This window comes from Citrobacter sp. wls615 (assembly GCF_005281355.1).
GTDB lineage: Bacteria > Pseudomonadota > Gammaproteobacteria > Enterobacterales > Enterobacteriaceae > Citrobacter > Citrobacter werkmanii.
On the sequence record NZ_SZXM01000005.1, the window covers coordinates 192,693 to 219,537 of the forward strand.

Here is a 26,845-nt window from a genome sequence, read left to right on the forward strand (position 1 = left end):
ACTAAACAGGTAAATAAAATGTCGATTTTAAATAAAGCCATTCTTACAGGTGGCCTCGTTATGGGCGTTGCTTTCTCTGCTATGGCCCATCCGGAATTAAAAAGCTCTGTGCCACAGGCTGATTCAGCCGTAGCGGCCCCGGAAAAGATTCAGCTTAATTTCTCGGAAAATCTGACCGTGAAATTCTCAGGTGCAAAATTAACGATGACGGGTATGAAAGGCATGTCATCACATTCTCCGATGCCGGTCGCGGCAAAAGTGGCGCCAGGCGCTGACCCTAAATCGATGGTCATTATTCCGCGAGAGCCTTTACCCGCTGGCACTTATCGTGTTGACTGGCGCGCGGTTTCTTCAGATACGCACCCTATTACCGGTAATTACACCTTTACAGTGAAGTAATATTATGAACGACCTGATTATGATTGTTATTCGTTTTCTTCTTTATCTGGATTTGATGGTAATATTTGGATTGCCATTTTTTCAGATATATGGAATAAGCGGTGTCAGACATGAAACCTATAACCTGACTAATTTCAGGTCGTTTATAACTTTTGCTGTTGTTACAGGCATCATTCTTACTGGCATTAATATGCTCCTGGTATCTAATGCCATGAGTGGAGTAACTGACCTCAGAGAATTATCCATCCATGTTATCGAGATGGTGATAGAAGAAACTGATGTGGGTATTAGCTGGATTGTCAGGCTCTGTGCCCTGTTTACCACACTCGGTGCTTTGTTCCTTTACACTAATAAGAGAGTATTGTCCTGCCTGCTGATGACGATGAGTGGGGGCGTGGCGCTGGCTACACTTGCCTGGGGAGGACACGCCGTTATGCATGACGGTCTGCATTACTATCTCCATTTACTGAGCGATCTGACCCATCTCGGCGCTGCAGGTGCCTGGACAGGTGCTCTGGTTGCATTTGCTATCCTGCTGATGCGCAGAAACGAGCATAATGCACAGAGCGTCATTGTGATATCTGACTCCCTGGCAAAATTTGCCACGGCAGGAACGGTGATTGTTGTAGCCCTGATCCTGAGTGCGCTGGTCAACTATCTGTATATTGCTGAGGGTAACTTAACTCCCTTATTCAACAGTTCCTGGGGGAGGATATTGCTTGCCAAGACGGCTCTGTTTGTTCTGATGCTTCTTCTGGCTGCAGCAAACCGGTTTCACCTGGGTCCCCGGCTTGAAGTTATGGTCAGGGAAGGGAATTATGATCGCAGCGTTGCCCTGATGCGAAACAGCATCCTGACAGAATTCGTTGTTGCGATTATCATTCTGGGCGCCGTAGCGTGGCTCGGAATGCTTGCTCCGTCTCAGGTCAGCTAGGGGACAGCCAAAGCTCATGCGTGAGATTTTTACTTTCATATCAGCGAGTTGACCATGCAGCGTATTTTAATCGTTGAAGACGAACAAAAAACAGGTCGTTACCTGCAGCAGGGACTGGTTGAGGAAGGCTATCAGGCCGATCTCTTTAATAATGGCCGCGATGGTCTCGGGGCCGCGTCGAAGGGACAGTATGATTTGATAATACTGGACGTGATGCTGCCTTTCCTCGACGGGTGGCAAATCATCAGCGCACTGAGGGAGTCCGGGCACGAAGAACCGGTCCTGTTTTTAACCGCAAAGGACAACGTGCGGGACAAAGTGAAAGGACTGGAGCTTGGCGCAGATGACTACCTGATTAAGCCCTTTGATTTTACGGAGCTGGTTGCACGTGTAAGAACCCTACTGCGCCGGGCACGCTCGCAGGCCGCAACAGTCTGCACCATCGCCGATATGACCGTTGATATGGTGCGCCGGACCGTGATCCGTTCGGGGAAGAAGATCCATCTCACCGGTAAAGAATACGTTCTGCTTGAGTTGCTGCTGCAACGCACCGGAGAAGTGTTACCCAGGAGTCTTATCTCGTCCCTGGTCTGGAACATGAATTTTGACAGTGATACGAATGTGATTGATGTCGCCGTGAGACGTCTGAGAAGTAAAATTGATGATGACTTTGAGCCAAAACTGATCCATACCGTTCGCGGTGCCGGATATGTCCTGGAGATCAGAGAAGAGTGAGGTTCAAAATTTCCCTGACCACACGCCTGAGCCTGATTTTTTCTGCGGTGATGCTTACGGTATGGTGGTTATCAAGTTTTATCCTGATTAGCACCCTTAATGGCTATTTCGATAATCAGGACCGCGATTTTCTGACAGGTAAACTTCAGCTCACCGAAGAGTTTCTTAAAACAGAGACGTTCAGGAACAAAACGGATATTAAGTCATTATCAGAAAAAATAAACGATGCGATGGTGGGGCACAATGGCTTATTCATTTCTATAAAAAACATGGAAAATGAAAAAATTGTTGAACTCTATGCCAAAAATTCTGTTGTTCCAGCGGTCCTGCTTAATAAGTCGGGTGATATTCTCGACTATATGATCCAGACGGAAGAAAATAACACCGTGTACCGCAGTATCTCGCGGCGGGTTGCCGTGACGCCGGAACAGGGTAAAAGCAAACATGTCATCATTACGGTTGCCACGGATACTGGGTATCACACCCTGTTTATGGACAAACTCAGTACCTGGCTGTTCTGGTTCAATATCGGTCTGGTCTTTATTTCTGTTTTTCTGGGCTGGCTGACCACACGTATTGGTCTGAAACCGCTACGGGAAATGACCAGTCTGGCTTCCTCCATGACCGTACACAGCCTGGATCAGCGTCTAAATCCCGATCTGGCTCCGCCGGAAATCTCTGAGACCATGCAGGAGTTCAATAATATGTTTGATCGCCTGGAGGGGGCATTCCGGAAACTGTCAGATTTCTCGTCTGACATCGCGCATGAGCTGCGCACACCAGTCAGTAATCTGATGATGCAGACGCAGTTTGCACTGGCTAAGGAAAGGGATGTTTCGCATTACCGCGAAATTTTATTCGCTAACCTGGAAGAACTGAAAAGGTTGTCACGAATGACCAGTGACATGCTTTTTCTGGCACGTTCAGAGCATGGTCTGCTGCGGCTGGATAAACATGATGTGGATCTGGCAGCCGAACTGAATGAATTACGTGAGTTGTTCGAGCCCCTGGCAGACGAAACAGGAAAGACAATCACGGTTGAAGGAGAGGGCGTTGTTGCCGGAGACAGCGATATGCTCCGACGTGCTTTCAGTAACCTGCTTTCCAATGCAATCAAGTATTCTCCCGATAACACCTGTACAGCGATACACCTTGAGCGTGACAGTGACTGTGTGAACGTGATGATTACGAATACGATGTCCGGCCAGGTTCCCGCTAATCTGGAACGTTTGTTTGACCGGTTCTATCGCGCAGACTCATCAAGGTTCTACAACACGGAAGGCGCGGGGCTGGGATTATCAATTACAAGGTCGATCATTCATGCTCACGGCGGCGAGCTGTCAGCAGAACAGCAGGGGCGTGAAATTGTGTTCAAAGTGCGCCTGTTAATGGATTAATCCCGTTGTTCAGGAGAAACCTGGAAGGTGACAAAATTGTCATCATTCAGTCACGCGATAAACAGAGGCGGTTTTTTATAATTATTCATAAATCAGGAGCAGCGTGATAACACAATCACCTGGTTCCTGGAGTGATGATTAACCCGCCCTGAGATCAACTGCTTTCTCTGTTATAAGCCATTGATTGTTTGGGTATGTAAACACCGGAGACCCAACCATGAAAAAGATTCTCGTATCATTTGTTGCCATTATGGCTGCCGCTTCATCTGCCATGGCTGCAGAGACAATGAACATGCATGACCAGGTAAATAATGCACAGGCACCTGCCCACCAGATGCAGTCATCTGCTGAAAAAAGTGCAATTCAGGGAGACAGCATGACAATGATGGATATGAGCAGTCACGATCAGGCCGCAATGTCCCATGACATGATGCAAAACAGCAATTCTGCTGCCCACCAGGACATGGCTGAAATGCATAAAAAAATGATGAAAGCTAAACCCGGAGCTACCAACGAAACAGCAAAGTCATTTTCTGAAATGAGCGAGCATGAGAAGGCCGCAGCTGTACATGAGAAGGCGAATAATGGTCAGTCTTCCGTTGTTCACCAGCAGCAGGCTGATAAGCATCGCAGTCAGATCACCCAGAATTAACCCGCAGCTCCACTTGTTAGACCCTCATTTGACGCCGAAGTCACTGGCTTACGCTCCCGTCCGGGAGCGTTTTTTTTCCCATATATCAAACTTTAACTCTGAAGAGGTGGAAGTATCTGACCAACACTGTCACGTAACGCCAGATAACTACAAAAACACCTTTTTCCTCCTGTAAATTGCAGTTCCTGCAAGAACATCAAGGTATAATGTTGGAACAGCGTGTGATACACACTTAGCATCATGTTTTGTATGTGTTTTTTTAAAACTTTACAACTTTAAAGTCTTTTTCAGGTTAAAGGATACAACTTTAATGTCTCTACACAGTTTCAGACTAACTCAAGGCGATGTGAGCAAGCTTTTTTAAGCACTATTGGTGTCCGGTGAATGGACTGCCGGGCACGATTTTTTATCTGCAACATCCGTGCTACAACCGGATAGACATATTGAATCCAGGTGTTAGTATTCAATAGACAGCAGTTATGAGTATGCGTGTTTCATTTCCGGCCAGGAACGCTGATGATGACAACATTACTACCCGATTTCACAGCATTTTCGTCATTCACTTCCTTCGCGGCGCGCGTTGCCTTAACGCCTGCTCGCTCAATGGCCATTGTTTTTCATTCCTTCTCATCCCGGATGGAATCTCCCGCTGAATAGCTGTTCAGTGGGCTTTGTGACACGCAACGTTTGATTACAGGGATTACGGCGGGTCGAATATGGATAAGTTTAAGCGTCATCTGATGTGGTGGGGAGCGGGCATTCTTGTGGCGGTGGCCGCGATAGCCTGGTGGATGATACGCCCTGCGGGAATACCGGAGGGATTTGCGGCCAGCAACGGCAGAATTGAAGCCACCGAAGTGGATATTGCCACTAAGATTGCCGGGCGTATTGATGCCATCCTCGTTTCGGAAGGGCAGTTTGTCCGTCAGGGCGAGGTGCTGGCGAAAATGGATACCCGCGTGCTGCAGGAGCAGCGGCTGGAGGCGATCGCGCAAATCAAAGAAGCTGAAAGCGCGGTGGCTGCGGCGCGGGCGTTGCTGGAACAGCGACAAAGTGAAATGCGCGCCGCGCAGTCGGTGGTAAAACAGCGTGAGGCGGAACTGCAGTCGGTCTCTAAACGTCACGTGCGTTCCCGTTCGTTATCCCAGCGAGGGGCGGTGTCCGAGCAACAACTGGATGACGATCGGGCCGCGGCGGAAAGCGCACGTGCCGCGCTGGAGTCGGCAAAGGCGCAGGTCTCTGCGGCCAAAGCCGCCATTGAAGCCGCTCGTACCAGCATCATTCAGGCGCAGACCCGCGTAGAAGCCGCGCAGGCTACCGAACGTCGTATTGCCGCTGATATTGATGACAGTGAGCTGAAAGCTCCGCGCGACGGTCGTGTGCAGTACCGCGTAGCCGAACCGGGCGAGGTACTGTCCGCGGGTGGGCGCGTGCTGAATATGGTCGATCTCAGCGACGTCTACATGACGTTCTTCTTACCTACCGAACAGGCTGGCTTACTGAAGATTGGCGGCGAAGCGCGACTGGGGCTGGATGCTGCGCCGGATCTGCGTATCCCGGCGACCATCAGCTTTGTGGCAAGTGTTGCGCAGTTCACGCCGAAAACGGTGGAAACCAGTGATGAACGTCTGAAGCTGATGTTCCGCGTCAAAGCGCGTATCCCGCCAGAGCTGTTGCAGCAGCACCTCGAGTACGTGAAAACCGGTCTGCCGGGCATGGCGTGGGTGCGTGTCGATGAAAATCGCGCCTGGCCTGAGGATCTGATGGTGAGGTTGCCGCAATGACGCATCTGGCGCTGGTTCCTGTTCCTCCCGTGGCGCACCTTGACGGCGTGAGTCAGCATTACGGGAAAACGGTCGCGCTGAACAATATCACGCTGGATATTCCTGCCCGTTGCATGGTGGGGTTGATTGGCCCGGATGGCGTTGGGAAATCGAGCTTGTTGTCGCTCATCTCCGGCGCGCGGGTCATTGAACACGGCAACGTGATGGTGCTGGGCGGCGATATGCGCGACCCGCAGCACCGCCGGGATGTCTGCCCGCGCATTGCCTGGATGCCGCAGGGGCTGGGGAAAAACCTGTATCACACGCTGTCGGTGTATGAGAACGTCGATTTCTTTGCCCGCCTGTTTGGTCATGATAAAGCGGAGCGCGAAGCGCGGATTACCGAGCTACTGAACAGTACCGGCCTGGCGCCGTTTCGCGATCGTCCTGCCGGGAAACTCTCGGGTGGGATGAAGCAAAAGCTGGGGCTGTGCTGTGCGCTAATTCACGACCCGGAACTGTTAATTCTCGATGAACCCACCACTGGGGTCGACCCCCTGTCCCGCGCTCAGTTCTGGGATCTGATTGACAGTATTCGCCAGCGCCAGACCAACATGAGCGTACTGGTTGCGACCGCCTACATGGAAGAAGCCGAGCGCTTCGACTGGCTGGTGGCGATGAACGCCGGGGAGGTGTTAGCCACCGGGAGCGCACAACAGCTACGTGAACAAACCGCCAGCGACACGCTGGAGCAGGCGTTTATCGCGCTGTTACCCGAAGCCCAGCGTCAGGCACACAAACCGGTGGTGATCCCGCCGTATCACGCTGAGCGGGAAGAGATTGCCATTGAGGCGAAAGATTTGACCATGCGCTTCGGCAAGTTCGTCGCCGTTGACCACGTTAACTTTCGCATTCCGCGCGGGGAAATCTTCGGTTTTCTCGGCTCCAATGGCTGCGGCAAATCTACCACCATGAAGATGCTCACCGGACTGCTGCCCGCAAGCGAAGGCGAGGCATGGCTGTTTGGGCAAGCGGTTGACCCGAAGAATATCGATACCCGCCGCCGGGTAGGCTATATGTCACAGGCGTTTTCGCTCTACAGCGAGCTGACCGTGCGGCAAAACCTCGAACTCCACGCGCGGCTGTTCCATATCCCTGAGGCAGAAATCCCTCAACGCGTACAAGAGATGAGCGAGCGCTTTAGCCTGGCCGATGTCGAAGACGCGTTGCCCGGCGCGCTGCCGTTGGGGATCCGTCAACGCCTGTCGCTGGCGGTGGCGGTGATTCATCGCCCGGAAATGCTCATTCTTGATGAGCCGACCTCCGGGGTCGATCCGGTGGCGAGGGACATGTTCTGGCAATTGATGGTCGATCTGTCGCGCCAGGATAAAGTGACCATTTTTATCTCCACCCACTTTATGAACGAAGCGGAGCGCTGCGATCGCATGTCGCTGATGCACGCCGGAAAAGTGCTGGCCAGCGGCACGCCGCAGGAACTGGTGAAGCAGCGCGGTGCCGCCAGTCTGGAAGAGGCGTTTATCTCCTGGTTACAGGAAGCGGCTGGTCCGGCGCCGGAGACGACGCTTTCGCAAGCGGATACGCCAGTGGTGCGTGAAAATAATCAGCCGCCACGTCAGGGCTTTAGCCTGCGGCGTTTGTTCAGCTACAGTCGCCGTGAAGCGCTGGAGCTGCGACGCGATCCGGTGCGCTCCACGCTGGCGCTGATGGGGACGGTGATCCTGATGTTGATTATGGGCTACGGCATCAGTATGGATGTGGAAAATCTGCGTTTTGCGGTGCTCGATCGTGACCAGACCGTCAGCAGCCAGGCGTGGACGTTGAATCTGGCGGGATCGCGCTATTTTATCGAGCAACCGCCGCTCACCAGTTATGACGAACTGGACAAACGGATGCGTTCGGGCGAAGTCGCGGTAGCAATTGAAATTCCGCCCAATTTTGGCCGCGATATCGCGCGTGGAACGCCGGTGAAGATTGGCGTCTGGGTCGATGGCGCAATGCCGAGCCGCGCAGAAACGGTCAGAGGCTATGTACAGGCGATGCACCAGACCTGGCTGCAGGATGTGATGGCGCGTCAGCCCAATGCCAACGGGCAAAATGGGCTGATGACCATTGAAACTCGCTATCGTTACAACCCGGATGTGAAGAGTCTGCCGGCAATTGTTCCGGCGGTGATCCCGCTGCTGTTGATGATGATTCCCTCCATGCTCAGCGCACTCAGTGTGGTGCGTGAGAAAGAGCTGGGGTCGATTATCAACCTGTACGTTACGCCTACCACCCGCAGCGAGTTTTTGCTCGGCAAACAGCTGCCTTACATCGTGCTGGGCATGCTGAACTTCCTGCTGTTATGTGCGCTGTCGGTGTTTGTCTTCGGCGTCCCGCATAAGGGTAGCTTTTTAACGCTGACGCTGGCCGCGCTGCTGTACGTCACCATTGCTACCGGACTGGGCTTGTTAATCTCTACGTTTATGAAAAGCCAGATCGCCGCCATTTTTGGTACGGCGATTATTACGCTGATCCCGGCGACGCAGTTTTCCGGGATGATCGATCCGGTGGCCTCGTTGGAAGGGCCGGGACGCTGGATTGGTGAAATTTATCCGACCAGCCATTTTCTGACCATTGCGCGCGGGACGTTCTCTAAAGCGCTGGATCTGGCGGATCTTTGGCAGCTATTCATCCCGCTGGCAATCGCCATTCCGGTAGTGGTTGGTCTGAGCGTATTACTGCTGAAAAAACAGGAGGGGTGATGCGCCGATTACGCAATATTTATAACCTTGGCATCAAAGAGTTACGCAGTCTGCTGGGTGACAAAGCGATGCTGACGCTGATCGTTTTCGCCTTCACGATTTCGGTTTACTCCTCCGCAACTGTCCTGCCGGGGTCGCTACATCTGGCGCCGATTGCCATCGCGGATATGGACCAGTCGCAGTTGTCGAACCGGATTGTGAACAGCTTTTATCGCCCGTGGTTTTTGCCGCCGGAGATGATCACCGCCGATGAGATGGATGCCGGGCTGGATGCCGGTCGCTACACCTTCGCCGTGAACATTCCGCCTGATTTTCAGCGTGATGTGCTGGCCGGGCGACAGCCGGATATCCAGGTCAACGTCGATGCCACGCGGATGAGCCAGGCCTTCACTGGCAACAGCTATATCCAGAATATCATTAGTGGTGAAGTGAACAGTTTTGTGGCGCGTTACCGCGATAATAATGAGCCGCCGGTGGCGCTGGAAATGCGCATGCGCTTCAACCCCAACCTGGAGCCTGCCCGCTTTGGCGCGGTAATGGCGATCATCAACAACATCACTATGCTGGCGATTGTGCTTACCGGGTCGGCGCTGATCCGCGAGCGCGAACATGGGACTATTGAACACCTGCTGGTGATGCCGGTGACACCGTTTGAGATAATGATGGCGAAAATCTGGTCGATGGGACTGGTGGTGCTGGTGGTTTCCGGTCTGTCGCTGATGCTGATGGTAAAAGGCGTACTCGGGGTGCCAATTGAAGGTTCCATTCCGCTGTTTATGCTGGGGGTGGCGCTGAGCCTGTTTGCCACCACCTCGATCGGCATTTTTATGGGGACGCTGGCGCGCTCCATGCCGCAACTGGGGCTGTTGATGATTCTGGTGCTGCTGCCGTTACAGATGCTCTCCGGCGGCTCCACGCCGCGTGAAAGCATGCCACAGGCGGTGCAGGACATTATGCTGACCATGCCGACCACCCACTTTGTCAGTCTCGCGCAGGCGATACTTTATCGCGGGGCCGGGTTTAACATCGTCTGGCCGCAGTTCCTGACGCTGCTGGCGATTGGCGGGGCGTTCTTCCTGATAGCGCTGCTGCGTTTTCGCAAGACGATCGGCACGATGGCGTAAACATTATTGCCGGATAAGGCGCAGCCGCCATCCGGCAACGAAACAGGCAATCACTCTTCTTTCGGCAGGCACTGCAAATGACCGTGGCGTACGCCGCGCTGGGAAATGACGTCATCGGCAAAATGTTGCACATCGCCCATGTCGCCTTTCAGCACGGCGATTTCCAGGCAGTCGTCATGATTGATATGCACATGTAATGTGGCGACCGATAAATCATGATGGTGGTGCTGGGTGGAAACAATACGGCTCGCCAGGTCGCGTTTCTCATGCTCATAAACATATGAGAGTACCGCGAAGCCTTGGGTGCCGTGCTCCTGGGTGGTTTCTTGCGCCAGTGCGCCGCGCAGAATATCGCGGATCGCTTCGGAACGGTTGTTGTAGCCACGGCGCTGGCTCAGGCCGTCGAGCGTTTCCAGTAAATCGTCATCGAGGGTAATGGTGACTCGTTGCATCTGCAATTAACCTTTCATGTGGCGCGTTGGCGCACAGGGAATAAAGGGAATAGCGTATTTTGTAACATACGTCCGGCATCCGGGGAAAAGGTTAATGCTCTCGCAATAAACGCAGCAGGGTACTGACCTGTTCATCCAGCGGGGCGAGCGTATCTTTAACGATCAGATGCAGCGGCGTGGCGCGGCGAGCGCCATGGCTTAACGGCAGCGGACGTAAAAGCCCCTGGGCCAGTTGCGTCTGAATACGCTCCTCAGGCAGCCAGCCGTAACCGACCTGATACATGACTGCATCAATCGCGGCATCAATGGTAGAGAAGGTCCAGGCATCGCGCACCGGTTGCTGCGGGTTGTCGCGATCGGCAATGCGAATCAGTGGCCACGCGCGTAATGCGTCTTCATCCAGCGGTGCATCAAGAGTGCAGAGCGGGTGATCGCGATGGGCAACGGCCACGAAGTCAATGTTCATCAGCCATTCACCACGCCCGGTAACATCCTGACGCCGGGTCAGGACCATTACGTCCGCATCGGCATGCGCTGCCAGCCTGTCGTCTGCATTTTCCAGTACCTCGGTCAGCCGCACCTGCGTTTGCGGCCACGCCAGCTGAAACTGCTTGAGGATCGCGAACAGGCGTTTGCGTGGGAAGATACTATCCACCAGCAAATCCAGCCGTGTTCGCGTGCCGTTTTGCAACGTTGCTGCCCGGGTCTCCACCCATAAAAAGGCCTTCAGTAACGGTTTGACCTGAGCTAGCAACAACTCGCCCGCCGGGGTTAAAACCGCCCTGCGGCCTTCCGGCGTCAGCAGCGGCACGCCGAGTCGCTCCTGCAGTAGCGCCAGATTGTAGCTTACCGATGACTGGCTACGGTTGGTCTCTTCCGCGGCTTTCGCAAAGCTGCCCAGTTCCACCACTTTCTCCAGCAGGGCCCATTGTTCGAGGGTTGTTTTGTGCATAACTCATCTAAAAATTGAATGAATATGATGTAAATATAGCGTTATTCATCCAATTTTTGAAGCGTTAAGATCTTCGCATCAAGTAAGAGGAGAACGAATATGAGCGCTTTTGATAAACATGATTTGAGCGGATTTGTCGGCAAACATCTGGTCTATACCTACGATAATGGCTGGAATTACGAGATCTACCTAAAAAATGAGACCACGCTGGATTACCGCATTCACAGCGGTATTGTGGGTAATCGTTGGGTGAAAGATCAGCGGGCGTATATTGTGCGGGTAGGGGCGAGTGTTTATAAAATTTCCTGGACCGAACCGACCGGGACCGACGTCAGCCTGATCGTAAACCTGGGCGACAAACTCTTTCACGGCACCATCTTTTTCCCGCGCTGGGTGATTAACAATCCGGAAAAAACGGTGTGCTTCCAGAATGATCATATTCCGTTGATGATGTCGTATCGCGATGCGGGTCCGGCGTATCCAACCGAGGTGATTGATGAGTTCGCGACCATCACCTTCGTGCGTGACTGCGGGGCAAACAATGACGACGTGATTGCCTGCGCGGCGAGTGAGTTGCCGAAAAACTTCCCGGAAAATTTACGCTAAGGCTTCCAGACGCTGCACGGCGTCGGCGGTCAGGGTAAATGGCGTGGGGGTGCACACCGCCAGGCTCAGGGTATCGATCTGGCACTGGCTGACGGAGAGTGAGGAGGTCAGCGCGGTGCTATCGACGCTGACGATTTGCCAGGCGCTGCCGCCACGCTGTTTCACAATAGCTTCTTTACGCGTCCAGATACGCCAGAACGCCGCCAGCTGTTGCTCCGGGCGTTCGGCCTCTACTTCGGCATGTTCTCCGAGACTGAACACCGTGTTTGCCAGCGTCTGCCAGTTATCGCGCGGGCGCACGACTTCAATATCGCAGCCGACTTCCCCTTCGTCGCTGAGCAGCAGGACGATGTCATCGCCGCTATGGCTGAGATTGAACCACAGCGGCGTATCAGCGGGAAAAGCGGGTTTTCCTTGCTCGCCGTAGACAATGTCCGGCAATGGCGAAAGGGCATGGGAAAGCAGCACGCGGCCAGCCAGCCAGCGTGCCCGGCGAGCACCTTGCGGCGCTTGCTCTTTCATCGCGGCAGGCAGTTCGCCAGCGCTTAAAACAGAAACTTTCCCAAGAACGATCTGATACATATCAGGACTAACCTTTAGTAATAATGGGGTTGTGTATCATTCTTCACGTGCCATTTGCAAGTTTATCCCGGTAATCGACTTTTGGGTCTGCCTGGTCCCAGCAAAATTGCCAGTTTGCTGCCGCCTTTGGTGGTTTCCATCCAGATTTTACACACGCTGGTTAACGGCACGGAGAGTAACATGCCGACCGGGCCGAGCAGCCATCCCCATACCAACAGGGAGAGAAAGACGATCAGCGTCGATAATCCCAGGCGGTGCCCCATCATACGGGGTTCGAGAATATTACCAATCACCATATGCACGACCAGAAACAGCGCGCCAACCAGCACGCATTCGTAAATGCCGTTGAACAGCAGCGCCTGAACCATGGGCGGGACGGCGGAAATGACCGAGCCAATGTTGGGCACGTAGTTTAGCAGGAATGCCAGCACGCCCCACATCAGAGCAAACTGAATCCCCATCAGCGCCAGCCCCAGCCAGACAATGGCGCCGGTCCATAAGCTGAGCAACGTTTTCAGCGCCAGATAGTGTGAAACGCCCTTCAGCGCCCGATGCAGCCCCGCAATGTGAATCTGCGGATTGTTTAACGCGAAGCGCAGCTTATAAGGAACATGGCGCACTTCAAACAGCATAAAGACGACCGTCATTACCAACAGGACGATGCTGGCCATGGCGCCGGAAAGACTCGTCATTAGCGTGGTCGTGAAGGTCATCAGTTTGTCGGAGTCCATCCGTTGCAGCATGCGCTCCGGGGACATATGCAGGTTCAGAAAGGGGACCATTTCTTGCAGATACAGAACCTTGCGCGTCAACTCCTTATTGTATTTTGGCAACATGGCCATGAACTCAGTGATCGACGATGCAAGCACGCCAACCAGCGCCGTAAGAACAATCAGCATTACCACGACCACTAACGTAATGGCTATCGGGCGACGCACTCCTCGGCGAATAAACCAGGTGACCAGCGGGTTCAATACGATGGCAAAAAAGAGCGCCAATAGCAGTTGCACAATGATATCCGCCGCGGCATGGATGCCCGCGAGGATCACCACCAAAGCGGCCAGTTTGAGCAAAATATGCATACCCGTTTTATCGGGCTGAGCGGTTGTCATGTTTTCTTCCTGTTTGCGTTTTTGCATTAAGTGTAGCGGTTGGCTTGCGTCTGTTATTCCTAAACTGGCTGCTGATTTATGGTCTGCAACATGGTAGAAATGAAACACTGTTGTGAAAATGTGGTGACCTTCCATGCCCGAACCCGTCGCTGAACCGACGTTAAGCGGTTTGCGCCTTAATCTGCGCATTGTTTCGGTGGTGATGTTTAACTTCGCCAGCTATCTGACCATCGGCCTGCCGCTCGCGGTATTGCCAGGCTATGTCCATGATGTGATGGGATTTAGCGCCTTCTGGGCAGGACTGGTTATCAGCCTGCAATATTTCGCCACGCTGCTAAGCCGCCCTCATGCTGGTCGCTATGCCGATCTGCTGGGGCCGAAAAAAATCGTGGTATTCGGACTGTGCGGCTGCTTTTTAAGTGGTTTGGGCTACCTGCTGGCGGGATCAACGAATGGTTGGCCGTTGGCCAGCTTGTTGCTGCTATGCCTGGGGCGCGTGATTCTTGGGATCGGGCAAAGCTTTGCCGGGACCGGCTCTACGCTATGGGGCGTGGGAGTTGTTGGCTCGATGCATATCGGACGGGTGATTTCGTGGAACGGCATCGTGACCTATGGCGCGATGGCGATAGGCGCTCCGCTGGGCGTTCTGTGTTATGCCTGGGGTGGCTTACAGGGGCTGGCGCTGACCGTGATGGGCGTGGCGCTGTTGGCAATACTGCTGGCGCTCCCCCGTCCGGCGGTGAAGGCCAGCAAAGGCAAACCGTTGCCGTTTCGCGCGGTACTTGGACGCGTCTGGTTGTACGGCATGGCGCTGGCGCTGGCCTCCGCCGGATTTGGCGTGATCGCCACCTTTATCACGCTGTTTTATGATGCAAAAGGTTGGGACGGCGCAGCTTTTGCGCTGACGCTTTTTAGCTGTACGTTTGTGGGTACTCGCTTGTTATTCCCAAATGGTATCAACCGGTTAGGTGGGCTCAATGTCGCGATGATCTGTTTTAGCGTCGAGATTGTTGGGCTGTTGCTGGTGGGCATGGCCTCCATGCCGTGGATGGCGAAAATCGGCGTTCTGCTGGCAGGTGCCGGGTTCTCGTTGGTCTTCCCGGCGCTGGGCGTGGTGGCGGTTAAAGCCGTCCCGCAGCAAAATCAGGGCGCCGCGCTGGCGACCTATACAGTGTTTATGGACTTATCGCTGGGCGTTACCGGGCCGCTGGCCGGGCTGGTAATGACGTGGGCGGGCGTACCGGTTATCTATCTGGCGGCAGCCGGGCTGGTGGCGGTGGCGTTACTGCTGACCTGGCGGCTAAAAAAACGGCCTCAGGTGGTGTCACCGGAGGCCGAGTCATCGTCTTAACCGTTACTGGATAACCAGCGTGTTAATGATGTTTTCTGCGGTCGTTTGCGCTTTTTGCTGATCGTCAGCAGGCAGCGTGATTTGCAGCGTCAGCAGTTGGTTGTCCACTTTACCCAGCACCACGGAAGAGTAAGCGGTCTGGCCTTTGGCCGAGATGATGCTGTCTAACTGTTGCAGCGTGTGGCCTTTCAGCTCAATAGATTTATTGGTGACGACCTGCAACTGCGGGTCGCGGCTACGCTGCTGATCTTCCAGGCGTTTTGCCAGCACCGCCAGATCTTCGTTGGTATTGTCGCCGACAATTACAATCACCGCTTTCTGGCCGGTTGCGTCAGAATACACGTGCATATTGTTCGCCTGGGTACCCAGCTTGCCGCTCTGATCGGTCATATCCGCTGGCAGGGAAAAACTGAGTTTGCCGTCCAGCAGGCTGACCGGTTGTCCGGTGGCGCTACTCTCTGCGGCAGCACCTTCTGCTGGCGCTTTTGTATCGCTATTATCACAGGCCGCAAGCCCCATAACCAGCAGGCCAATACCGACATATTTAACCAGATTGCGCATTGACTTCTTCCTTTCGATAAACGGCCATAACGGCTCATTCGACCATCTTATCACAACTCGGAAAATGAACCTTTAACTCGTCTGCAATGCAGATAATTCAGATTTATCTGCCAGCCTTTTCAGTAACATATTCAGCAGTACGCCGTACATCGGCAGGAAGAAAATAATGCTGATCAGTACCTTGAAGCAGTAGTCGACCAGCGCGATTTCCATCCAGTGCTCGGCCATAAAGGCATCCGGGCTACGCCAGAAAGCGATAAAGAAAAAGGCCAACGTATCGCTGATGTTGCCAAACAGCGTGGAAGCCGTCGGCGCCAGCCACCAGCGGCGGTTCTGACGCAGGCGGTTAAAGACATGCACATCCAGAATTTGTCCCAGCGCGTAAGCCATAAAGCTGGCTGAGGCGATACGGGCGACAAACAGGTTAAAGTGCAGCAGCGCGCTGAACCCCTGCCACGACCCCATATAGAACAGTGATGACACAACATAGGAGATCAGCAGCGCGGGGATCATCACCGCAAAGATGATACGTCGTGCCAACGGCGCGCCAAAAATTCGCACGGTCAGGTCGGTCGCAAGGAAAATAAACGGAAAGCTAAAAGCGCCCCATGTGGTATGGAAACCAAAAATGGAAATCGGTAGCTGCACCAGATAGTTGCTGGAGGTGATCACCAGCAGATGAAATAGCGATAGCCAAAACAACGCTTTTACGCGCTGAGATTGTGTAAACGGAGTCATATTGTGACCTTTTTGTTGGATGGGGTGAGGGAACCCAATAAAAAACCGTCGCATGATACTGCTTTAAGAGCACATTGCAATGGTTGTTTTTCACGCAATCGTTAACCTGATTGGCTTACGCCACAACAGAGCGTAAAATAACGCCGTTTTTGCATGAATGAGACTACGATGAGCGATCTGTTTACCTCTCCCGACCATACGCTTGATGCCCAGGGACTACGCTGCCCGGAACCTGTAATGATGGTGCGTAAAACCGTGCGCGGTATGCAGGCGGGTGAAACGTTGCTGATTGTCGCCGACGATCCGGCGACAACCCGCGATATTCCTGGTTTTTGTACCTTTATGGAGCATGAACTGGTGGCCAAAGAGACCGACTCTCTGCCGTACCGCTATTTAGTGCGCAAAGGGTAGTAATCTTGTTATGCCGGATGGCGCTAACGCTTATCCGGCCTACAGGTTACCCTTTACGCAACAACCGCAGCGCGTTCGCGGTCACCAGCACCGTCGCCCCCGTATCAGCCAGCACCGCCAGCCACAGTCCGGTTATCCCGAGCAGCGTGGTGACGAGGAAAATCCCCTTCAAACCCAGCGCAATCGCAATGTTCTGGCGAATATTGGCGTGGGTGGCGCGCGCCAGCTGAATCATTTGCACCAGGCCACGCAGACGGTTGTGGGTCAGGGCGGCATCGGCGGTTTCCAGGGCGACGTCGGTTCCGCTACCCATGGCAATGCCGATGGTCGCCGCTTTCATCGCCGGGGCGTCGTTGATGCCGTCGCCGACCATTGCCAGCGGCGACTGTTGGTTGAGAGAGGTAACGGCTCGCACCTTATCCTCCGGCAATAACCCCGCTTTGAATTCCAGACCCAGCTCTCCGGCAATGGCTGCTGCCGCGCGTGGGTTATCACCGGTCAGGATCACCCCTTTCACGCCGATCTGATTGAGCTCGCTGATGGCAGTGCGGGCGTCGTCGCGCAGCGTGTCCTGCAGGGCCAGTACGCCGAGAACGGTATCGTTACGCAGCACCAGCACCACAGTCTGGCCCGCGCTTTCCAGCTCGCTTATCTGTCCGGCAAAGGCATCGGCAGGCTGCTTACCGGCGGCGCAAATCAGCACGCGCTCGCCGTTGACCAGCGCTTCTATTCCGGAACCAACCAGCGCCCGCTGTTCTTTCGCGACAGGAATAGTCAGCTCGCGCGTTTGCGCTTCCCGAACAATCGCCTGCGCCAGTGGGTGCGTCGCGCCTTGCTCTACCGCCGCTGCCAGCGCCAGCAGTTCAGCCTCATTTATACCGCTTGCCGGATGAATCGCCGTCACGCGCGGTTTACCGATGGTCAGGGTGCCGGTTTTATCAAACGCCACCTGCGTGACTCTGCCCAACTGTTCCAGCGCGGCGCCGCCTTTGATTAATGCGCCACGACGCGCCGCGGCGGCAAGACCAGAGGTAATCGCTGCGGGAGTTGAGATAACCAGCGCGCACGGGCAGCCAATCAGCAACAGCGTCAGTCCTTTATAAATCCACTCCTGCCAGGAGCCGGCAAACAGCAGCGGCGGGACGAGGGTAACCAGCAGCGCAACCGCCATAATAGCGGGGGTATAAATTCGGCTGAAACGGTCAATAAAGCGCTCAATGGGGGCGCGGCGTTCTTCCGCTTCTTCAATCAGCTTCAGAATGCGATCGATAGCGCTGGCGCCCGGCTCGGAAAGCACTTCCAGCGTAACCAGACGATCTACGCTGGTGGCCCCCGCCGGGACTTTCTCGCCGGTGGCGCGTTCAACCGGGATCGATTCGCCGGTCAGGGCGCTTTCATCAAAGCTGGCAAAACCGGAGACCAGCTTACCGTCGGCGGGTAAACGTCCACCGGCGGCAACTTCAATAACATCGCCAGGCCGGAGCGTATTGATTGCGACCTCTTCACGTTCGCCATTACGCAGGCGCGTGGCGGTTTCTGGCTTGAGTGCCATCAATGCGCTAACACCTTTGCGGGCGCGGCTGGCGGCCCACCCTTCCAGGCGCTCGCCAATTAAAAACAGCAGTAGCACCATGGCGGCTTCCGCCGTCGCGCCGATAAACAGTGCGCCAATCGCGGCCACGCTCATCAACGTTTCAATGGCGAAGTAGCTGCCGGTTTTCATCAGACGCAGGGCCTGGCGGGCAATGGGATACAAGCCCACCAGCGTGGTGGCGATAAACGCTATCTGACCGAAAGGATGATTGAACTGCTCCAGCCCCCAGCTAATCGCCATCATGATTATCAGCGAAATCAGCGGCAGGTTCTCTTTCAGGCGTGATTCGGAGGCGGCTTCCGGCGCTTGTTCATCGCGTAGGGTATAACCTGCCTTTTGTACCGCGCTTTCAACTTGCTGACGGATATCAGAACCCGCGTCGACGACCAGTTTTTCGGTAGCGAACAGCACCTGGACCTGGTTGACGCCGCTCACCTGGCGGACCGCATTTTCCACTTTCCGGGCGCAGGCGGCACAGTCCATTCCTGCCACTTTCCAGGAATAACGGGTGCCCATTACGCTTTCGGATACGGTGGTAGGGGTGGCGCAACTTCCTTCGCAGCAGCAGTCGTCCGCCTTTTTTGGGGCTGGCGCTGGCTTGAAAGAAGAAAATTGTGGGGCTTTTTTGCCAGGGGCATCGGGCGTCGACATGGCATCCTCCGGTTAATAATCATTTCGTATTAACCGAAGGATACACTCTGGAGTCGACTCCAGAGTCAAGCGATATTAGAGATACAACGAACGAACAATCAGGAAATGTCCGGCGAAGTAGCAGGCGGCGGCAATGGCGTTATCGGCGCGGAAGCGGCGGCGATAATGGCTACCCAGCCAGACAAAATTGCCGATGAACAATAATGAGGCGCCGAGGAATGCCGACAGCGCGGGGCCAGTGGGGCGGAAGAACCACAGCTCACCGGCCATCCAGACCATCATCAGCGTGATGCCGATAAAGGTGCAGATAGCGACACGCAGCTCTTCCAGACGCGTCCAGATCACGGCGATCAGCAACGCCCCCAGCACTACCAGCACCAACGGCAAAGGCCAGAAGAACGACAGCGTCATTTGGCTGGCGAAATAGATGGTATACAGCAGATGCGACAGGAAGAATGCCCCCACGGCGTACAGCAGACGTTGGCGCGGCAACAGCGTCAGCGCATCGCCCAGCAGTGAGGCAAGCAGCCCTGCCAGCACCAGATAGCTGATGGCGTTAAACATTGGCGCCTGCCAGGCCAGCAGCGCCAGCAGGAGTAAAGTTAGGGGTTTAAAGACCCAGCGTTGCCAGGCGGGCCCACGATAGGAAGCATCCACGAACAACCATGCGGAAAGACAGACAGCGATAAACGACCAAAGCATCTTAGTTCCTTGAATTCGTTATTTTTTCGTAAGCGGGGTGCTCACGGCTCTACTGTCCAGTGTAGAGGTCGACACAGCCAGATGACAACACCATAACAGGCGATGTATGCTTATTTCCGCATTTTCTGATGGGTTAATAATATGAGCAAACCACCACTTTTTTTCATTGTTATCATTGTCTTAATCGTTGTCGCTGCGTCGTTTCGCTTTGTTCAGCAGCGGCGAGAAAAAGCCGATAATGATGCGGCGCCGCTGGTGCAAAAGCAGGTGGTGGTGAGTAACAAACGGGAAAAACCGCTAAACGATCGGCGATCCCGTCAGCAGGAAGTGAGCCCGGCAGGAACCAGCATGCGCTATGAAGCCAGCTTTAAGCCACAAAACGGGGGGATGGAGCAGACGTTTCGTCTGGATGCGCAGCAGTACCACGCGTTAACGGTCGGGGATAAAGGCACGCTGAGTTACAAAGGTTCGCGATTTGTTGATTTTACGCTTGAACGCTAAGGTGTCATCTGACTGATGCCGGATGGCGGCTTACGCCTTATCCGGCCTACAGATTTTTCGCCCCGGCCCGCAACGTGCCGCCGGGAGAAAAGATCACAGCTACTTCTTCAACTGATCTTTAATCTTCTTCTGCCACACCAGTAGCTCAAAGACGCCGAACAGAAAAATACGGATTTTCTCTCCGTTGGTCATCTGCGGGCCATCTTTAGGCATGGTGCTTTTTAGCAGCGCCAGCTGCATGCCATGCATCAGCACCATAAATATCAGTGCGACGTTAACGAAGATGTTAAGCGGGCGTGGAAAGGGTTGAAAAATATTCAGTAGTAAAAATGCCCAGACGCACAGCATCAGCAGGCGCCCCAGGTTAATCAGCATCGTGTTCTCCTCGTGCTTCACGTTGGTACAGGCGATAGGCGACCTGTCCGGCGACTTTCTCACGGTATAGCGACCAGTTCACCGGAACCGGCGGTAAGCCGTTTTCGACTTCGCTTTCAACGTAGATATACGCTTCATCTGCCAGCCAGCCATGGGTTTCCAGAAGGGTTAATGTTTCTTCCAGTAATCCTTTGCGAAACGGCGGGTCAACGAACACCACGTTATGCGGCGTACCGGTTTGGGCCAGAAACGCCAGCGTATTGGCATTGACGACGCGGGCATGATTTGCCTTCAGCGTGGCGAGATTCTTTTGTAGCTGCTGCGATACCGTGCGATCCATCTCCAGAAGCGTGGCGTCTGCCGCATAGCGGGAGAGCGCTTCCAGCCCTAGCGCACCGCTACCGGCGAAACAGTCCAGGCACCGGGCATCGACCATTACCGGGGCCAGCCAGTTAAATAAGGTTTCGCGCACGCGGTCGGTGGTCGGACGCAGGCCGGGGCTGTCCGGAACCGGGAGTTTACGGCCACGCCATTGCCCGCCAATAATGCGGATCTGGCCGCTACCAGAGTGATTCGGTTTTTTCATTTCTATTATTGCTCAATCCGCCTATAGCATGTCATTCCAGGCGGTGATGTGAGTTAAGTTAAGTGATAGACTATTTCATCATTTTTTTAGCTGCTATGTACATAGCGTTGACGCTGTGCCATGAAGCAACAGCGGGGGAGTGTAGTCGCAAATGGCGAAAGAGAAAAAACGTGGCTTTTTTTCCTGGCTGGGCTTTGGTCAAAAAGAGCAGGCACCGGAAAACGAGACAGAACTAAAAAACGAAGAACAACAACCGGTTGCTGAAGAAACTACCGTCGTTGACGAACAGCCGCGCGCCGAGGAAACCCGTAGCGAGGCACAAACACAAGCCTTTGCTGCTGAAGTTGTTGAAGTCACTGAACAGGTTGCGGAAATCGAAAAACTGCAGCCGGAAGAAGAACCTGTTGCTGAGCAACCGCAGCCGGAAGTTGAAGCGGTTGCTGAATCCACTGTTGAACCTGCAGTGGAAACCCCTGCGGCGGCGGTTATCGAACACGAAGAATTGCCGCTGCCGGAAGAGGTGAAAACCGCAGATGTTTCTGCCGAAGAGTGGCAGGCTGAAGCAGAAACTGTAGAAATCGTCGAGGCGGTTGAAGAAGAAGCCGAAAACGAACCGCAGCTGACCGATGAAGAGCTGGAAGCGCAGGCCCTGGCCGCTGAGGCGGCGGAAGAAGCCGTCATGGTGGTGCCGGTTGAAGAACCTGCCGTTGAAGAACCGGTAGAAGAGGCGGTCCAGGAGCAGGAAAAACCAACTAAAGAAGGTTTCTTTGCGCGTCTGAAACGCAGCCTGCTGAAAACAAAAGAAAACCTCGGTTCCGGATTTATCAGTCTGTTCCGCGGTAAAAAGATCGACGATGATCTGTTTGAAGAGCTGGAAGAGCAACTGCTGATCGCCGATGTGGGTGTAGAAACGACCCGCAAAATTATTGCGAATCTGACGGAAGGCGCCAGCCGCAAGCAGCTCAAAGATGCAGAAGCGCTGTATGGCCTGCTGAAAGATGAGATGGGCGAGATTCTGGCGAAGGTTGATGAGCCGCTGAACGTTGAGGGTAAAACGCCATTTGTTATCTTAATGGTTGGTGTCAACGGCGTGGGTAAAACAACTACCATTGGTAAGCTGGCGCGTCAGTTTGAGCAGCAGGGTAAAACGGTGATGCTGGCGGCGGGCGATACCTTCCGTGCGGCAGCGGTAGAGCAGTTGCAGGTCTGGGGTCAGCGTAACAATATCCCGGTGATTGCGCAGCATACCGGCGCGGATTCCGCCTCGGTTATCTTTGATGCCATTCAGGCCGCGAAGGCTCGTAACGTAGACGTGCTGATCGCTGATACCGCAGGGCGTTTGCAGAACAAATCGCACCTGATGGAAGAACTGAAAAAAATCGTTCGTGTCATGAAGAAGCTCGACGAAGAGGCGCCGCATGAAGTTATGCTGACTATCGACGCCAGTACCGGGCAGAATGCGATAAGCCAGGCCAAACTGTTCCATGAAGCGGTGGGCTTAACCGGTATCACCCTGACCAAGCTGGACGGTACGGCGAAGGGGGGGGTCATCTTCTCGGTTGCCGATCAGTTTGGCATCCCTATCCGTTACATTGGTGTGGGCGAACGTATCGAGGATTTACGTCCGTTTAAAGCGGACGATTTTATTGAGGCACTTTTTGCCCGAGAGGATTAACAATGATTCGCTTTGAACATGTCAGCAAGGCCTATCTCGGTGGGAGACAAGCGCTGCAGGGAGTGACCTTCCATATGCAGCCTGGCGAGATGGCGTTTCTGACCGGCCACTCTGGTGCGGGTAAAAGTACCCTGCTGAAGCTGATCTGTGGAATTGAACGGCCCAGCGCCGGAAAAATCTATTTCAGCGGGCATGACATCAGCCGTTTGAAAAACCGTGAAGTGCCGTTTCTGCGTCGTCAGATTGGCATGATTTTTCAGGATCACCACCTGTTGATGGACAGAACCGTGTTTGACAACGTGGCAATTCCGCTGATCATCGCGGGCGCCAGCGGGGACGATATTCGTCGTCGCGTGTCAGCGGCACTGGATAAGGTCGGGCTGTTGGACAAAGCGAAAAACTTCCCGATTCAGCTCTCTGGCGGTGAGCAACAGCGTGTGGGTATCGCCCGTGCGGTGGTGAATAAACCTGCGGTACTGCTGGCGGATGAACCGACGGGGAACCTGGATGACGCGCTGTCGGAAGGGATCCTTCGCCTGTTCGAAGAGTTTAACCGCGTCGGGGTCACGGTATTAATGGCCACGCACGATATTGGTCTGATCTCCCGTCGCTCCTACCGCCAGCTGGTCCTGAGTGATGGACACCTGCATGGAGGCCTGGCGCATGAATAGACGTGACGCTATCAATCAAATCAAACAGTTCGGTGGCCGACTGGATCGTTTTCGTAAATCAGGCGGCGCGCCGGGTGATGGCGGTCGTAATGCGCCGAAGCGTGCGAAAGCCGCGCCAAAACCGAACTCACGTAAAACCAACGTTTTTAACGAGCAGGTGCGTTACGCGTTCCAGGGCGCGTTGCAGGACCTGAAAAGTAAGCCGCTGGCGACGTTCCTGACGGTGATGGTGATCGCCATCTCCCTGACGCTGCCAAGCGTGTGTTACATGGTTTATAAAAACGTAAACCAGGCGGCAAGCCAGTATTATCCCTCGCCGCAAATCACCGTCTATCTGCAAAAAACGCTAGATGATGACGCGGCGGCGCGGGTGGTGGGTCAGTTGCAGGCCGAACAGGGCGTCGAGAAAGTAAATTATCTTTCCCGCGAAGATGCGTTGGGCGAATTCCGTAACTGGTCCGGCTTTGGCGGCGCGCTGGATATGCTGGAAGAGAATCCGCTTCCAGCCGTAGCGGTGGTGATCCCGAAACTGGACTTCCAGGGGACGGAGTCGCTGAACACCCTGCGTGACCGTATTGCACAAATCAACGGTATTGATGAAGTGCGGATGGACGACAGCTGGTTCGCTCGTCTGGCGGCGCTGACGGGACTCGTGGGGCGCGTATCCGCGATGATTGGCGTGCTGATGGTGGCGGCGGTCTTCCTCGTCATCGGTAACAGCGTGCGCCTGAGTATTTTTGCGCGTCGCGATACCATTAACGTGCAAAAGCTGATTGGCGCAACGGACGGATTTATCCTGCGTCCATTCCTTTACGGCGGCGCGCTGCTCGGTTTTTCCGGCGCATTTCTTTCACTGATTTTGTCAGAAATTTTGGTGATGCGTTTGTCGTCAGCGGTAACTGAAGTGGCGCAGGTTTTTGGAACAAAGTTTGATATCAATGGTTTATCATTCGACGAGTGCCTGTTATTGCTGCTGGTGTGCTCAATGATCGGCTGGGTGGCAGCCTGGCTTGCCACGGTTCAACATTTACGCCACTTTACCCCCGATTAAAAAATCTCTGGTATAATCTTTCCCTGCACTGAGTAGTTCGCTCTGCAGGGAAAGAGTCCCTGTTATCTCTTCCCGGCGTATTCATTGTGATGTCACATTTTGTGCGTAATTTATACACATTACGACATGGAACTTGTGGATAAAATCACTGTCTGATAAAAGATTGAATGATATTCTCGTTGCTCATAAGCTCTGGCATGGTTGTTGCTACTGGTTTTTGTTAATTGGTTTTGCCAACGCGCCAGATGAAAAGATTGAGAGGATTTGAATGACCAAAGAAATGCAAAATTTAGCTTTAGCCCCTGTTGGTAACCTGGAATCTTACATCCGGGCTGCGAACGCGTGGCCGATGTTGTCGGCTGACGAGGAGCGGGCACTGGCTGAAAAGCTGCATTACCAGGGCGATCTGGAAGCAGCTAAAACGCTGATCCTGTCTCACCTGCGCTTTGTTGTTCATATTGCTCGTAACTACGCGGGCTATGGCCTGCCGCAGGCGGATCTGATTCAGGAAGGTAATATCGGCCTGATGAAAGCCGTGCGCCGTTTCAACCCGGAAGTGGGTGTGCGCCTGGTTTCTTTCGCTGTGCACTGGATCAAAGCTGAGATCCATGAATACGTTCTGCGTAACTGGCGTATCGTGAAAGTCGCGACCACTAAAGCACAGCGTAAGCTGTTCTTTAACCTGCGTAAAACCAAGCAGCGTCTGGGCTGGTTCAACCAGGACGAAGTTGAAATGGTGGCTCGTGAGTTGGGTGTTTCCAGCAAAGACGTGCGTGAAATGGAATCCCGTATGGCGGCGCAGGACATGACGTTTGACATGTCTTCGGACGACGAGTCTGACAGCCAGCCGATGGCGCCGGTTCTGTATCTGCAGGATAAATCCTCTAATTTTGCCGATGGCATTGAAGAAGATAACTGGGAAGATCAGGCCGCGAACAAACTGACTCACGCAATGGAAGGTCTGGACGAACGTAGCCAGGATATCATCCGCGCTCGTTGGCTGGACGAAGACAACAAGTCCACGTTGCAGGAACTGGCCGACCGCTACGGCGTCTCCGCTGAACGTGTGCGTCAGCTTGAGAAAAACGCCATGAAAAAACTGCGCGCGGCGATCGAAGCGTAATCTTCCAGGAAACCTGGAAATGCTGATAAACCCTGGATGAAAATCCGGGGTTTTTTGTTTTTATCTCTCCCTCTATCTCCTGACGTTTAGGCTTTTTGTCATCAAGTTGTTATCTGCATGTCAAATTTAGCTATTCCAAAATAATAAAAATCGGGTATGTTTTAGCAGAGTATGCTGCTAAAGCACGGGTGGCTATCCAATAATCGAAATAAAGTGCTGAACAACAACATCACAACATACGTAATAACCACAATAATGGGGATTGTCAGGATGAATACGAAGGGTAAAGCGTTATTGGCAGGATGTATCGCCCTGTCTTTGAGCAATATGGCGTTTGCTAAGGATATTAAAGTGGCCGTTGTCGGCGCAATGTCCGGTCCGGTAGCACAGTATGGCGATCAGGAGTTTACTGGCGCAGAGCAGGCGATTGCGGATATCAACGCCAAGGGCGGGGTGAAAGGTGACAAACTGGTCGTGGTGAAATACGACGACGCCTGCGACCCGAAACAAGCGGTAGCGGTCGCGAACAAAGTGGTCAACGACGGGATTAAATACGTTATCGGTCATCTGTGCTCATCTTCTACCCAGCCCGCGTCAGATATCTATGAAGATGAAGGCATTCTGATGATCACTCCGGCAGCAACGGCGCCGGAGCTGACTGCGCGTGGTTATAAGCTGGTGATGCGTACCACCGGCCTGGATTCCGATCAGGGGCCAACTGCCGCCAAATACATTCTGGAAAAAGTGAAGCCGCAACGCATCGCCATCATTCACGATAAGCAGCAGTACGGTGAAGGTCTGGCGCGTGCGGTGCAGGACGGCCTGAAGAAAGGCAACGCCAACGTGGTGTTCTTTGACGGAATTACCGCCGGTGAAAAAGACTTCTCGACGCTGGTAGCGCGCCTGAAGAAAGAGAATATCGATTTCGTTTACTACGGTGGTTATCACCCGGAAATGGGGCAGATCCTGCGTCAGTCTCGTGCCGCAGGTCTGAAAACCCAGTTTATGGGACCGGAAGGGGTAGCGAACGTGTCGCTGTCTAACATTGCGGGTGAGTCTGCGGAAGGCTTACTGGTAACTAAGCCGAAGAACTACGATCAGGTGCCTGCAAACAAACCGATTGTGGATGCTATCAAGGCCAAGAAACAGGATCCAAGTGGCGCATTCGTGTGGACCACTTACGCCGCGCTGCAATCCTTGCAGGCCGGCCTGAACCAGTCTGACGATCCGGCTGAAATTGCCAAATACCTGAAAGCAAACTCAGTGGAAACCGTAATGGGGCCGCTGTCATGGGATGCGAAGGGCGATCTGAAAGGCTTCGAATTCGGCGTGTTTGACTGGCATGCTAATGGTACGGCGACAGACGCCAAATAATTTTCCTG

27 protein-coding genes are annotated in these 26,845 nt (G+C 53.9%); 17 read left to right on the forward strand and 10 right to left on the reverse strand.

Annotated elements, in window-relative coordinates; translation table 11 throughout:
• The first annotated feature begins 18 nt into the window (after positions 1-18).
• The 8 genes from pcoC to FDX04_RS01645 all read left to right on the forward strand — a co-directional run bounded on the left by pcoC (position 19) and on the right by FDX04_RS01645 (position 9,769).
• Positions 19-399, forward strand: coding sequence for a copper resistance system metallochaperone PcoC (gene pcoC, locus FDX04_RS01610; RefSeq protein ID WP_000025662.1), 381 nt, complete (start codon positions 19-21; stop codon positions 397-399).
• A gap of 55 nt (positions 400-454) precedes the next feature.
• On the forward strand, positions 455-1,333 hold the full coding sequence (pcoD, locus tag FDX04_RS01615) for a copper resistance inner membrane protein PcoD (RefSeq protein WP_229692861.1): 879 nt from the start codon (positions 455-457) through the stop codon (positions 1,331-1,333).
• A gap of 54 nt (positions 1,334-1,387) precedes the next feature.
• On the forward strand, positions 1,388-2,068 hold the full coding sequence (gene pcoR / locus FDX04_RS01620; protein WP_001188930.1) for a copper response regulator transcription factor PcoR: 681 nt from the start codon (positions 1,388-1,390) through the stop codon (positions 2,066-2,068).
• Positions 2,065-3,465 carry a copper resistance membrane spanning protein PcoS gene (pcoS, locus tag FDX04_RS01625; protein ID WP_001211180.1) on the forward strand — a complete coding sequence of 467 codons (1,401 nt, stop codon included), beginning with the start codon at positions 2,065-2,067 and terminating at the stop codon, positions 3,463-3,465. Before pcoR ends, pcoS begins: the two co-directional genes overlap by 4 nt.
• Before the next feature lie 217 nt (positions 3,466-3,682).
• Positions 3,683-4,117 carry a copper resistance system metallochaperone PcoE gene (gene pcoE / locus FDX04_RS01630; RefSeq protein WP_000723069.1) on the forward strand — a complete coding sequence of 145 codons (435 nt, stop codon included), beginning with the start codon at positions 3,683-3,685 and terminating at the stop codon, positions 4,115-4,117.
• Between the two features lie 716 nt (positions 4,118-4,833).
• The gene (locus FDX04_RS01635) at positions 4,834-5,901 is read left to right on the forward strand and encodes an HlyD family secretion protein (protein ID WP_137370361.1); all 1,068 of its coding nucleotides are present in this window, start codon (positions 4,834-4,836) and stop codon (positions 5,899-5,901) included.
• Positions 5,898-8,645 (forward strand): ribosome-associated ATPase/putative transporter RbbA, encoded by a 2,748-nt coding sequence (rbbA, locus tag FDX04_RS01640; RefSeq protein WP_137370362.1) that lies wholly within the window; start codon positions 5,898-5,900, stop codon positions 8,643-8,645. The genes FDX04_RS01635 and rbbA overlap by 4 nt, the downstream gene beginning before the upstream one ends.
• Positions 8,645-9,769 (forward strand): ABC transporter permease, encoded by a 1,125-nt coding sequence (locus tag FDX04_RS01645; protein ID WP_042311808.1) that lies wholly within the window; start codon positions 8,645-8,647, stop codon positions 9,767-9,769. Before rbbA ends, FDX04_RS01645 begins: the two co-directional genes overlap by 1 nt.
• Positions 9,770-9,819: 50 nt before the next feature.
• On the opposite strand, the gene nikR is transcribed toward FDX04_RS01645, so the two are convergent.
• Positions 9,820-10,221 carry a nickel-responsive transcriptional regulator NikR gene (nikR, locus tag FDX04_RS01650; RefSeq protein WP_006687486.1) on the reverse strand — a complete coding sequence of 134 codons (402 nt, stop codon included), beginning with the start codon at positions 10,219-10,221 and terminating at the stop codon, positions 9,820-9,822.
• 91 nt (positions 10,222-10,312) lie between these two features.
• The gene (locus tag FDX04_RS01660) at positions 10,313-11,173 is read right to left on the reverse strand and encodes a LysR family transcriptional regulator (RefSeq protein ID WP_042311810.1); all 861 of its coding nucleotides are present in this window, start codon (positions 11,171-11,173) and stop codon (positions 10,313-10,315) included.
• A gap of 99 nt (positions 11,174-11,272) precedes the next feature.
• Here FDX04_RS01660 and FDX04_RS01665 point away from each other — a divergent pair, with 99 nt between their 5' ends.
• The gene (locus FDX04_RS01665) at positions 11,273-11,779 is read left to right on the forward strand and encodes a phenolic acid decarboxylase (RefSeq protein ID WP_137361620.1); all 507 of its coding nucleotides are present in this window, start codon (positions 11,273-11,275) and stop codon (positions 11,777-11,779) included.
• Here the strand turns inward: FDX04_RS01665 and acpT are convergent.
• Together acpT and FDX04_RS01675 are read right to left on the reverse strand one after the other, a co-directional pair.
• Positions 11,771-12,361, reverse strand: a complete 591-nt coding sequence (gene acpT, locus FDX04_RS01670; protein ID WP_042311813.1) for a 4'-phosphopantetheinyl transferase AcpT — start codon at positions 12,359-12,361, stop codon at positions 11,771-11,773. The genes FDX04_RS01665 and acpT overlap by 9 nt on opposite strands.
• A 62-nt stretch (positions 12,362-12,423) precedes the next feature.
• A complete protein-coding gene (locus FDX04_RS01675; RefSeq protein WP_137370363.1) occupies positions 12,424-13,473 on the reverse strand; it encodes an AI-2E family transporter in 1,050 nt (349 codons plus the stop codon).
• 133 nt (positions 13,474-13,606) lie between these two features.
• Here FDX04_RS01675 and FDX04_RS01680 point away from each other — a divergent pair, with 133 nt between their 5' ends.
• Positions 13,607-14,824, forward strand: coding sequence for an MFS transporter (locus tag FDX04_RS01680; protein WP_079225863.1), 1,218 nt, complete (start codon positions 13,607-13,609; stop codon positions 14,822-14,824).
• Positions 14,825-14,827: 3 nt separating this feature from the next.
• Here the strand turns inward: FDX04_RS01680 and FDX04_RS01685 are convergent, their stop codons facing one another.
• Both FDX04_RS01685 and FDX04_RS01690 read right to left on the reverse strand, forming a co-directional pair.
• Entirely contained in the window at positions 14,828-15,385 is a 558-nt protein-coding gene (locus tag FDX04_RS01685) for a DcrB family lipoprotein (protein ID WP_016154847.1), read from the reverse strand.
• Between the two features lie 72 nt (positions 15,386-15,457).
• Complete coding sequence (locus FDX04_RS01690) at positions 15,458-16,123, reverse strand: 7-cyano-7-deazaguanine/7-aminomethyl-7-deazaguanine transporter (protein WP_137370364.1); 666 nt, start codon at positions 16,121-16,123, stop codon at positions 15,458-15,460.
• Positions 16,124-16,291: 168 nt separating this feature from the next.
• Between FDX04_RS01690 and tusA the strand changes: the two genes are divergently transcribed.
• The gene (gene tusA, locus FDX04_RS01695; RefSeq protein ID WP_137361618.1) at positions 16,292-16,534 is read left to right on the forward strand and encodes a sulfurtransferase TusA; all 243 of its coding nucleotides are present in this window, start codon (positions 16,292-16,294) and stop codon (positions 16,532-16,534) included.
• A 46-nt stretch (positions 16,535-16,580) separates the two neighbouring features.
• Here tusA and zntA read toward each other — a convergent pair whose 3' ends face one another.
• Both zntA and FDX04_RS01705 read right to left on the reverse strand, forming a co-directional pair.
• Complete coding sequence (gene zntA / locus FDX04_RS01700) at positions 16,581-18,779, reverse strand: Zn(II)/Cd(II)/Pb(II) translocating P-type ATPase ZntA (protein WP_137370365.1); 2,199 nt, start codon at positions 18,777-18,779, stop codon at positions 16,581-16,583.
• A 75-nt stretch (positions 18,780-18,854) separates the two neighbouring features.
• Complete coding sequence (locus tag FDX04_RS01705; RefSeq protein WP_137361616.1) at positions 18,855-19,481, reverse strand: lysoplasmalogenase; 627 nt, start codon at positions 19,479-19,481, stop codon at positions 18,855-18,857.
• 141 nt (positions 19,482-19,622) lie between these two features.
• Here FDX04_RS01705 and FDX04_RS01710 point away from each other — a divergent pair, with 141 nt between their 5' ends.
• Positions 19,623-19,982 carry a DUF2500 domain-containing protein gene (locus tag FDX04_RS01710; RefSeq protein ID WP_048236961.1) on the forward strand — a complete coding sequence of 120 codons (360 nt, stop codon included), beginning with the start codon at positions 19,623-19,625 and terminating at the stop codon, positions 19,980-19,982.
• A 99-nt stretch (positions 19,983-20,081) separates the two neighbouring features.
• On the opposite strand, the gene FDX04_RS01715 is transcribed toward FDX04_RS01710, so the two are convergent.
• Positions 20,082-20,357 (reverse strand): DUF1145 family protein, encoded by a 276-nt coding sequence (locus FDX04_RS01715; protein ID WP_003023415.1) that lies wholly within the window; start codon positions 20,355-20,357, stop codon positions 20,082-20,084.
• A complete protein-coding gene (rsmD, locus tag FDX04_RS01720) occupies positions 20,347-20,943 on the reverse strand; it encodes a 16S rRNA (guanine(966)-N(2))-methyltransferase (RefSeq protein WP_137370366.1) in 597 nt (198 codons plus the stop codon). Before rsmD ends, FDX04_RS01715 begins: the two co-directional genes overlap by 11 nt.
• Before the next feature lie 151 nt (positions 20,944-21,094).
• On the opposite strand from rsmD, the gene ftsY reads away from it, so the two are divergent.
• The 5 genes from ftsY (at position 21,095) to livJ (ending at position 26,837) form a co-directional block, all read left to right on the forward strand.
• Positions 21,095-22,618 carry a signal recognition particle-docking protein FtsY gene (ftsY, locus tag FDX04_RS01725; RefSeq protein ID WP_137370367.1) on the forward strand — a complete coding sequence of 508 codons (1,524 nt, stop codon included), beginning with the start codon at positions 21,095-21,097 and terminating at the stop codon, positions 22,616-22,618.
• A gap of 2 nt (positions 22,619-22,620) precedes the next feature.
• Complete coding sequence (gene ftsE, locus FDX04_RS01730; protein ID WP_006687468.1) at positions 22,621-23,289, forward strand: cell division ATP-binding protein FtsE; 669 nt, start codon at positions 22,621-22,623, stop codon at positions 23,287-23,289.
• Positions 23,282-24,340 (forward strand): permease-like cell division protein FtsX, encoded by a 1,059-nt coding sequence (gene ftsX / locus FDX04_RS01735; RefSeq protein WP_042311999.1) that lies wholly within the window; start codon positions 23,282-23,284, stop codon positions 24,338-24,340. Before ftsE ends, ftsX begins: the two co-directional genes overlap by 8 nt.
• A gap of 268 nt (positions 24,341-24,608) precedes the next feature.
• Positions 24,609-25,463, forward strand: coding sequence for an RNA polymerase sigma factor RpoH (gene rpoH, locus FDX04_RS01740; RefSeq protein ID WP_038634997.1), 855 nt, complete (start codon positions 24,609-24,611; stop codon positions 25,461-25,463).
• Between the two features lie 270 nt (positions 25,464-25,733).
• Positions 25,734-26,837 (forward strand): branched chain amino acid ABC transporter substrate-binding protein LivJ, encoded by a 1,104-nt coding sequence (gene livJ, locus FDX04_RS01745; RefSeq protein WP_170975136.1) that lies wholly within the window; start codon positions 25,734-25,736, stop codon positions 26,835-26,837.
• Positions 26,838-26,845 lie beyond the last annotated feature (8 nt).